General features: G+C 69.0%; 8 protein-coding genes. 2 read left to right on the top strand and 6 right to left on the bottom strand.

What is annotated here, in order from left to right; all coding sequences use genetic code 11:
• The 5 genes from AC1DU6_RS12320 to AC1DU6_RS12340 form a co-directional block, all read right to left on the bottom strand.
• A partial coding sequence (locus AC1DU6_RS12320; protein ID WP_477857482.1) for a zinc metalloprotease occupies positions 1–411 on the bottom strand: 411 nt, incomplete at its 3' end.
• 102 nt (positions 412–513) lie between these two features.
• Positions 514–903 carry a RidA family protein gene (locus AC1DU6_RS12325; RefSeq protein ID WP_082532658.1) on the bottom strand — a complete coding sequence of 130 codons (390 nt, stop codon included), beginning with the start codon at positions 901–903 and terminating at the stop codon, positions 514–516.
• Positions 900–2,861 (bottom strand): amidohydrolase family protein, encoded by a 1,962-nt coding sequence (locus AC1DU6_RS12330; RefSeq protein WP_477857484.1) that lies wholly within the window; start codon positions 2,859–2,861, stop codon positions 900–902. Before AC1DU6_RS12330 ends, AC1DU6_RS12325 begins: the two co-directional genes overlap by 4 nt.
• Complete coding sequence (locus tag AC1DU6_RS12335) at positions 2,858–3,919, bottom strand: dipeptidase (protein ID WP_477857486.1); 1,062 nt, start codon at positions 3,917–3,919, stop codon at positions 2,858–2,860. The genes AC1DU6_RS12330 and AC1DU6_RS12335 overlap by 4 nt, the downstream gene beginning before the upstream one ends.
• Entirely contained in the window at positions 3,916–5,187 is a 1,272-nt protein-coding gene (locus AC1DU6_RS12340; RefSeq protein WP_477857488.1) for an MFS transporter, read from the bottom strand. The genes AC1DU6_RS12335 and AC1DU6_RS12340 overlap by 4 nt, the downstream gene beginning before the upstream one ends.
• A gap of 52 nt (positions 5,188–5,239) precedes the next feature.
• On the opposite strand from AC1DU6_RS12340, the gene AC1DU6_RS12345 reads away from it, so the two are divergent.
• Positions 5,240–5,878 (top strand): TetR/AcrR family transcriptional regulator, encoded by a 639-nt coding sequence (locus AC1DU6_RS12345; RefSeq protein ID WP_056197339.1) that lies wholly within the window; start codon positions 5,240–5,242, stop codon positions 5,876–5,878.
• Here AC1DU6_RS12345 and AC1DU6_RS12350 read toward each other — a convergent pair.
• Positions 5,875–7,662, bottom strand: coding sequence for an aspartyl protease family protein (locus AC1DU6_RS12350; protein WP_477857490.1), 1,788 nt, complete (start codon positions 7,660–7,662; stop codon positions 5,875–5,877). The two genes, AC1DU6_RS12345 and AC1DU6_RS12350, sit on opposite strands and share 4 nt — an antisense overlap.
• 155 nt (positions 7,663–7,817) lie before the next feature.
• Here AC1DU6_RS12350 and AC1DU6_RS12355 point away from each other — a divergent pair, with 155 nt between their 5' ends.
• Entirely contained in the window at positions 7,818–8,771 is a 954-nt protein-coding gene (locus AC1DU6_RS12355; protein WP_457321927.1) for a sugar kinase, read from the top strand.
• The last annotated feature ends 75 nt before the right edge of the window (positions 8,772–8,846 follow it).

An 8,846-nucleotide genomic window follows, 5' to 3' on the forward strand; every position in this document is an offset into this window, starting at 1 on the left:
ATAGACGGTGGTCGGTTCGGTCGTCGGCACATGCAGCACGTCGCGCCCGACGGCCGACGCCGAGCTGCCATCCGGCTCGGAGTAGCCGATGCGCACCTCGGCCTCGCTCATCTGCGTGACCTCCTGGAACACCAGGCCGATGCCGACGGCTTTCCATTCGGCGAAGGCGGCGCGCACCGCATCGGCTTGCTTCTTGGCCACGGCGTAGTGGCCGCTCTTGAAGAAGCAATAGTGCAGCACCGTGCCGTTCAGCCACTTGCCTCGGGTATTCAATATGGCACGTGCGCGGCGTGGATCGTTGGCGATGACGGCCGGCAGGCTGGGCTTGATGCGCGGCGGCGTGTTGCACAGCGGCCTGGGTGCCGGCCGTGCCGCCAGTTTTGACTTGTTTGTTTTCGGCTTGCTTGCCATGGATGCCTCCATCGAGCGTCACTGCCCATTGCAGCCCGCTCAGCATGAACCCGGCGCCGCCCGGGACCAATAGCTGACTTGAGGATGACCCCTAAGTCGTCGTCAGGACTCGTCCGCCGCGATGCACTCGATCTCGACACGCGCGCCCAAGGCCAGGCCGTTGCAGCCCAGTGCACTGCGCGCCGGCAGCGGCGTGCTGCCGAAGAACTCGCGGTAGACCTCGTTGAAGGCCGGCCAGTCGGCCATGTCGGCCAGCATCACGGTGCAGCGCACCAGGTGCTGAAGGTCCAGGCCCTGGCCGCGCAGCACGGTGCGGATGTTCTCCAGCGTCTGGCGCGCCTCGGCCCGCAGGCCGCCATCGACGAGCTTGAGCTGGCCGGGCACGTTGCCGAGCTGGCCCGACAGATAGAGCATGTTGCCGACGCGCACACCCTCGGGAAAGGGCACGGTGGCGGGCACGACCTGGCCGCTGTTGAATCGTTCGATCTTCATCGTGGCGTCATTCCCATTGCTTGCTCAAGTGCAGCGGGGTCATAGACCTGGCCACCTTTGATGGTGCGCCAGACGCGGCGGATGTCGCTCATGTTGGCGAGCGGATCACCGTCGACCAGGATCATGTCGGCCAGTTTGCCCGGCGTGATGCTGCCGCGCTCCTTCTCGACGCCGAGCACGCGCGCGGGCACCAGCGTGGCGATGCGCAGCACCTCGGCGTTGGCGATGCCGGCCTGCGAGTACAGCTCCAACTCGCGGTGCAGGCTGTAGCCGGCAAAGCCGTCGCTGCCCGGCATGATGGTCACGCCACCGTCGTGCAGGCGCTTGAGCATACGCAGCAGGCCCGGCAGCGCCTGGGCATAGACGGCCTCCTTGCCCGCTGGCACGGCGACGGCCCCCGAAAGCTGGCGGCGCTTCACCACCGTCGGGAAGCGCTGCACCACGGGCCGCAGCGCCGGCGCGGCGCGCGCGGGTTCGCCGGAGAACAGGCCCTCCAGTACGACCATGGTCGGGTCCAGGACGGTCTGGTGCTGGCGCAGGAAGGCGACGAAATTTGTGAAGCGGCCGTCATTGAAGTCGAACTGCGCCAACCGGTCGGCGAGCACCGTGTAGCGGTCCCGCGTGCGCGTGTCCTTCACATCGGGGAAGAAGTTCAGCAGGATGAAGTTCAGATGCTGGATCTCGTCGGCCCCGGCCTCGACGAAGGCGCGCGCAAAGGTGAAGGCCGGCACATGGCCGCTGACACGCAGGCCACGCTCGTGGGCGCGGTCAGCCACCGTCGCCACCAGCGCCGGGCTGAAGGACGAATAGATCTTGACCTGGGCATAGCCGTGGTCGGCGTACCAGTCGACCGCAGCCCGCGCCTTCTCGGGCGTGTCGACCTTCACGTCAGTCGGGCCGGCCAGCGGACCGATGCCTTCGATGATGCCGGCCAGGGTCACGCGCGGGCCCAGCTCCGTGCCGGCGTCGAAGCGCTTGACGCGGGCCAGCATCGGCAGGTTGTCGTTGGCCATGTCGCGTGCGCTGGTCACGCCGGCGATCAGGTCGAAGACGCCATCGACATTGCTGAAGTGCTGGTGCACATCCCACAGCCCGGGCATCAGGAAGCGGCCATTCGCGGCGATCACTTCGGCACCGGGCGGCACGTCGAGATCGGCATCGGGCTCAACACGCACGATGCGCTCGCCGCGCACGAGGACACTCATGCCGGGGCGCACGCCGCCCGTGACGGGATCGAACAGGCGTGCACCGCGGATCAGCAGCGCGCCCGGCGGCTTGTGCGTGTGCGCCCGCGCCAGCGCCGCATGCCAGGCCTGGTCGGCGGCCTGCTGGGCGCGTTGCAGTTCCGCCAGCGCCGGCAGCAGCGGGGTCTCCAGCACCTCGAACCAGTCATCGATGACGCCGGCCGTATCGCCCTTGTCGTCCAGCCAGACAGGCACCGGCGTGAACTCGATGCCGCCAATGCGATAAAGCGTCAGCTTGCGGCCCGCCACGTCGACGTCGGCCCCACCTTCCAGCCAGGCCTCGCCGGCGGGCAGCAGCTTCAGCCGACGCCCCGGCGCCTTCAGCAGCGCGCGGGTCAGCACGCCCATGAATTCGGGTGGTGGATTGGCCGGCAGGTAGAAACCGGCCGAGCGCGTTTCACCGGTTTCGATGCGGTTCTTCCAGCGCGCCAGGCCGGCCGCATCGCGCTCGAAATGCTCGCTGAACTCGACCTTCCAGTAGTCGTTGCCGCTGGCCTCGTAGCGTGTCGGCAGGCCATTGGCGTCGAGCCGCCAGCGCGCCTGGATGACATCGCCACGGCCGCGGTCGTTGAAGCGGTAGTCAGCCGCGGTGACGCCGGGCTCAGGCTGGGTCAGCGTCTGCGTGCCGGCCGGGTTGCCGTGGATCTGGACCTGGTCGTCACGTGCGCTGACCGACGCGGCGATGAAGACAAGCGCGACGGCGAACCACTTCATTGCCAGGCCTCGCCCATCAGGCGGCGGAAGTTGCCGCCCAGGATCTTGTCGATGCGGCTCGCCGGGTGTCCACGTGCGGCCAGCAACTGGGCCAGCTCGATGAACTGCATCGGCCCGCAGAGGTCGGGCAGGAAGAGGCTGACATCGGGCGTCTCGCCCGGCGCGCCAATGCCCATGCTGCGCCTGAGCTCGGTCTCGGCGGCGAGCATGGCGCGGTAGGCGTCCAGGTCGTCGATGGCCGTGGTGCCGCCGTCGGTACCGAGGCCCACATGATCCTCGCCGCAGACGTCGATGGCGTGCTCCAGATGATTGATGAGATCCGATGCCATGGGCTGGCCGGCCAGGCGCAGATAGGGCATGAAGTACAGCCCGACGACGCCGCCCTTGTCGGCCAGCAGGCGCAGCTCGGCATCGCTCTTGTTGCGCGGGTGGTCGGCCACGGCGCGGCAGCCGCTGTGGGTGATGGCCAGCGGCCGGCGTGCGACACGCAGCGCGTCCAGGCAGGTCTGCTCGCTGCTGTGGCTGAGGTCCACCAGCACACTCTCGGCCTGCAGCCGCTCGACGACCTCGGCGCCAAAGCCGCTCAGGCCGGTGTCGTCGGGCACCGTCGCACSGCAGCCAACGGCGTTGCGGCCGTTGTAGGTCAGCTGGATGAYGCGCACGCCGAGTTTGGCGAACAGCGCGATGCGCTCGGCCTTGTCGCCCAGCATCTCGGTGTTCTGGAAGCCGTAGATGACGCCGATCTGGCCGCCCGCGCGTGCCGCGTCGATGTCTGCCGCCGTATGTACCTTGCGCAGCACCGCAGGCCTGGCGCGGATGAAGGCGTCCCAGCCGGCGATGTCGGCCACCGTCGCCTCGAAAGGTTCGGCGCTGCCGGCCACGTGGCCCAACGTGATGTTGACGGCCGTGAGGCCGGCCGCGCGAGCGTCGCCCAGGGAGCGCTCGTCGACGCCCTGGCCGGTGCTGGTGTAGGCCATGGCGCTGCGGTCGCCGGCGCTGGGCTGGATGCGGATGTTGGGGTTGTCGAGGACACCCAGGGCGTTGATGACGAGATTCATAAAGACTTCGGCCTTAGAAATGGCAACAGCAGGAGGCAGCTCAGGCCGACCAGGGCATCCAGGCCCAGCGTGGCGGCATAACCCCAATGCTGGACGGCATAGCCCTGCCAGACGACGCTGTAGGTGATGGAGAGATTGGTCAGCGCCATGTAGGCCGCGAACTGCGTGGCCGCCACGGCCGGCTGGGTGATGCCCATGAAGAGGGCCACCCGCGCACCGTAGATGAAGCCGAACAGCAGGTGGTAGATGACGACGGTGGCGAAGAAGGTCGTCACCAGCGCAGCGGGTGCGGCCTGGCCCGGCCCCCAGCCGTGGCGCTGCAGCTCGGCCATCAGGTACAGGCCGGGCAGGCTCAGCAGCGCCACGTAGACGGCCATCGCGCGGCGCAGGTTCACGCGGTCAGACAACCAGCCCCCGGCAATGCAGGTCACCGCAGTGGCAGCCTGCGAGACCGTCGCCAGCCAGCCAATGCGCTCGTTGGACAGGCCCAGGTCCACAGCCAGGTTGGCCTGCAGCCCACGCGACAGAGCCATGGCCGCGATGGGCAGCAGGCCGAACAGCAGGCCGGCAAAGGCCAGGCGCGAACCCAGCAGGGCCTGCAGCGCCTCGCGCAGGAAGGTGTGGACCTCGCGGCCCGCCGCGGCCAACGAGCCGCGCGCGGCGGACGCCGGCACCTCCTCGCGCATCGGCCACACCACCAGCGTCATCACCGCCAGGATCGCCAGGGCCAGCAGGACGATACTGGTGTCGAAACCGATGCGCCCGATCAGCAACAAGGCCCCGCCGCCGCCGATCAGCACGCCCAGCGACTGCCCGCCGAACATCATGCCGCTGGCGAAAGCACGCTCATGCTCGGGCAGCGTCGTCACGGCCAGCGCATCGACGGCCACGTCCTGCACGGCGCCAAACAGGTTGTGCACGACCAGCACTGCCGTGAAGAGGCCGAGCTGGGTGGTCAGGTCCAGCCCGGTCAGGGCCAGCAGCGTCAGCACCATCATCAGCTGCGCGCCAAGGATCCAGCCACGGCGCGGGCCCAGGCGCCTGGACGCGATCAGGTCGACGAAGGGGCCATAGGCCCATTTGAAGGCCCAGGGCAGCAACACGAAGCCGATGAAGGCGCCGATCTCGCCCGCACTGGCACCCTGGCGGCGCAGCTGGGTCGCAACGGTGGTCGACGCGAAACCGATGGGCAGGCCCTCGGTCAGGTACATCAGGAAGAACGCCGCGATACGCCCCCGTCGGGACGCCAGCAGATTCGGCAGTTGCATCGCCTGTCATCCTCTTCGCGTGAACGCCGAACGATTCTAGAATATTGTTCTAATGAGCAAGCCCCGTGGTTCCACCAGCCGCCTGAACCAGGTTTTCAAGCTGGCTTCGCCCGGCGAGCGCGGCGCCAGCCGGCGCGCGGTGCTCGCGCACGCCCTGCCCTGTTTCAACGCCCGCGGCATCGAGGCCGCCACCATCGAGGACCTGCGCCAGCGCAGCGGCCAGAGCGTGGGCACGATCTACCACCACTTCGGCAACAAGGAAGGCGTGGCGGCGGCCCTGTTCTTCGCCGGCTTCGATGATCAGAGCCGCGCCATCGCCACACGCACCGAGGCCGTCGCCGATGCACAGGCAGTGGTTGTTGAGCTGGTGACCGCCTACGTGGACTGGGTGACCGCCCTGCCCGAGCTGGCGGCCTTTCTCTTCATGGCCCGCGAGACCGTGGCCCAGGGGCCGCATGGCGATGCCCTGCGCGAGCGGCTGGAGGCGCGCTATGCCCCCATCGATGCCCGCCTGGCCGAGAGTGTGCGCGCCGGCCTCCTCGCCGAGCTGCCGGCCGAGCTGATCCCGGCCCTGGTGCTGGGCGGTGCGGAGTCCTACTGCCGCGGCTGGCTGGCCGGGCGGCGCGAGGCCAAGCCGGCGGCCTATGCGGGGCTGCTGGCCGAGGCGGCCTGGCGGGGTATATCAGCCTAGGGTGTTGCCGCGCTCGCCGAGGCCGGCGCGTCCTCGGCGACGGGCAGGCCCTGCTTGCGGACCTCGTCGTCGATGTGGCGACGCTGTTTGCGCGCCGCCTCGAGGTCGCGCCTGGCGGCGTCCTCGTTGCCCAGGCGGCGTTGCGCCAGCGCGCGGCCGTAGAGGGCCATGGGCAGGGGCTTGATCTCGATGGCCGCATCGAAGGCCTTGAGGGCGCGCGACGCGTCGTCCAGACGCAGATAGGCCCAGCCCAGGCTGTCGCGGGCCGACACGGCGCCGCCGTCCAGGCTCACGGACTCCTTGCAATCGTCCAGGGCCAGCTTCAGGTCCAGTGCCAGGCGCACGCGCAACCAGCAGCGGTTGTTCAACACGCGGGCCATGCCGCTGTCCGAGCGATGGCTGGGCATCCACAGCTCCCACTGGCGCAGGGCCGCGGGCACCAGCTCCAGCCTGGCGTAGACGTCAGCCATGCCGGCACGCAGATGCGAGGACGGCGGCAGTGCCGCGTCCAGAGCCTGCAAGTCGGCCAGCGCGCCGTCGCGTTCGCCCTTGGACACCCGCAGTGCGGCGCGCAGGGCCAGAGCCTCGTCCAGCGCAGGGTGCAGCCGCAGGGCTTCGTCGAGGTCGGCCTGGGCCTTGGCGAACTGGCGCATGGAGAGATGCACCCGCGCCCGCGCCAGGAAGTGAGCCTCGGCAAGGGGCTCGAGTTCGCAGGCGCGGTTCAGGTCCTCCAGCGCGCGCTCATACTCACCGCGGGCCGCCGAAGCCTCGCCGCGCCGCGCCAGGGCGGCCGCGTCGTCGGGCGAGATGTCATCAGGCCGCGCCGCATAGCGCGGGTCGTACTGTCCGGGCGTGGTGCGAGCAAACACCGCACCGCCATTCCAGGTCGCGTAGAGCTTGCGCTGCAGCTGCGACACATAGATGCGGTGCGACAGGAAATAGTCCAGGCCCAGCAGCATGTCCACGTCGGCCCCGCTGGCCTCATCGATAACGAACTGGCTGTTGTGGATCTTCTCGCCGCCGAACTCGAAGGTCTCGATCGGCCCGGTCCACGCCTTTGCCTTGCCCGAGCCGGCGCCGCCGACTCGGCCGATTTCCGTGAGGTCGGACTCCTTCACGCCGGCACGCTTGGCCGTGCGCAGCTTCAGCGAGGTGCGCGGCGCGCCGGTGTCCAGCAGCGCCCTCACGTCGCGATCGTTGACCCGGGCGGTCACCTGGATGGACGTGTCATGGCCGCGCGATCCCCCCTCCAGCGGCAGCACGATGATGGGCGCCTCGCCGGCCCAGTAGGCAAAGTTGGTCTTGTCGCAATCGCCCTTGGGGAACATCAGCCTCACGACGCCGTGGGCCAGGTCATATTCAGCATCGGCCATGGACAGGAAATTGCGCCCCAGGACGCCCTGGATGCCCGAACCCAGCTCGTTGCCGCCGACGATGAACTCGACGTTGTTGAGTGTGGTGCCCTGGAAAATCACCTTCTCCACGCGCGTCGCCCGCGCTTCGACGGAGCCGGTATAGCCCCAGATGCGCAGGCCGGCGGGCAGGCTCCTCAGCCGCAGATTGAGCTGGGCCGCCACCGACGGCGTCAGGAAGCTGAAGAAGGCGCCGCTGTCGATCAGCATGGGCACTTCGGTGCCGTTCAGGTTCAGCGTGCCGACCGGGCGATGGTTGACGATGCGGACCGGGATCTCCAGCTGGCTGAGCTTGCAGTCACCCCAGGCCGGCGCGGCGATCAAGGCTGCGGCCAGCAGCGCCCATGCGGCGCGCACTTGGTTCATCTTCATCTGCTCTCCCTGGCTTCATGATYTGGCACGCCTTAGAGCGCGCGGCGCGCACTCTAAGGCAGGCCGGGCGACCTCAGCGCCAGGCGGGGTAAACCATGTGGCCCGGAATGAACTGGGTAAGCTATCTTTATTGAACCGCTGTTTCATTTTTATCCGTGAACACTTTTTCCTCGCCCGCCTCCCGGCCGGTGTCCATCGCCGCCCTGGGCGAATGCATGCTCGAACTGCAGGGCCAGGCCTTCGGCCAGCTGCGCCAGAACTTTGGCGGCGACACGCTGAATACCGCCGTCTACCTGGCCCGTTGCGGCGGGGCGAACCTGCGCGTGCACTACGCAACCGCCCTGGGGGATGACTCCCTGAGCGCCGGCCTGCTCGAGCGCTGGGCCGCCGAAGGCGTGCAGACCGGTCTGGTGCAGCGCTTGCCCGGCCGGCTGCCGGGCCTGTACCTGATCGAGCTGGACGAGGGCGGTGAGCGACGCTTCCACTACTGGCGCGGCCAGGCCGCAGCCCGCGCCTATTTCGATACCGCGACGACGGCGCTGGAGGAGCAGGCCGACGGGCTGGACGCCCTCTACCTGTCGGGCATCAGCCTGGCCATCCTGCCGCAGGCCGGACGAGAGCGTGCACTGGCGCTGATGGCGCGCATGCGTGCCGCGGGCAAGCTGGTCGCCTTCGACAACAACTTCCGCCCGCGGCTGTGGGATTCACTGGCCGATGCGCGCTACTGGTACCAACGCGCCTTCGCGGCCGCCAGCGTCGCCCTCATCACCGCCGACGACCACCAGGCCCTGCACGGCCTGGCCGACCTGGACACCGCCGTGGCCGCAGCCCAGGCGCTGCCGGTGGCCGAGATCGCGATCAAGCGCGGCGCACTGTCGACCCGCGTCGGCCTCAACCATGTCTGGCAGGACGTGGCCACCGAAGCGGTGCCGCGCGTCGTCGACACCACCGCGGCCGGCGACTCCTTCGCGGCCGGCTACCTGAGCCAGCGCCTGCGCGGCGCCACACCGGTGGAAGGCGCGGCGTTCGGCAATCGGCTGGCCGCCCGTGTCATCCAGCATCCGGGCGCGCTGATTCCGCGCGAAGCGATGCAAGACCTGATCGGATAAGCCCATGCGACTCCTGTGGACCCTGGCTGTCGCGGCCGGTCTTTGCCATGCCGAGGGCAACGCGCCCCTGCACCC

This window comes from Roseateles sp. P5_B10, assembly GCF_056400485.1.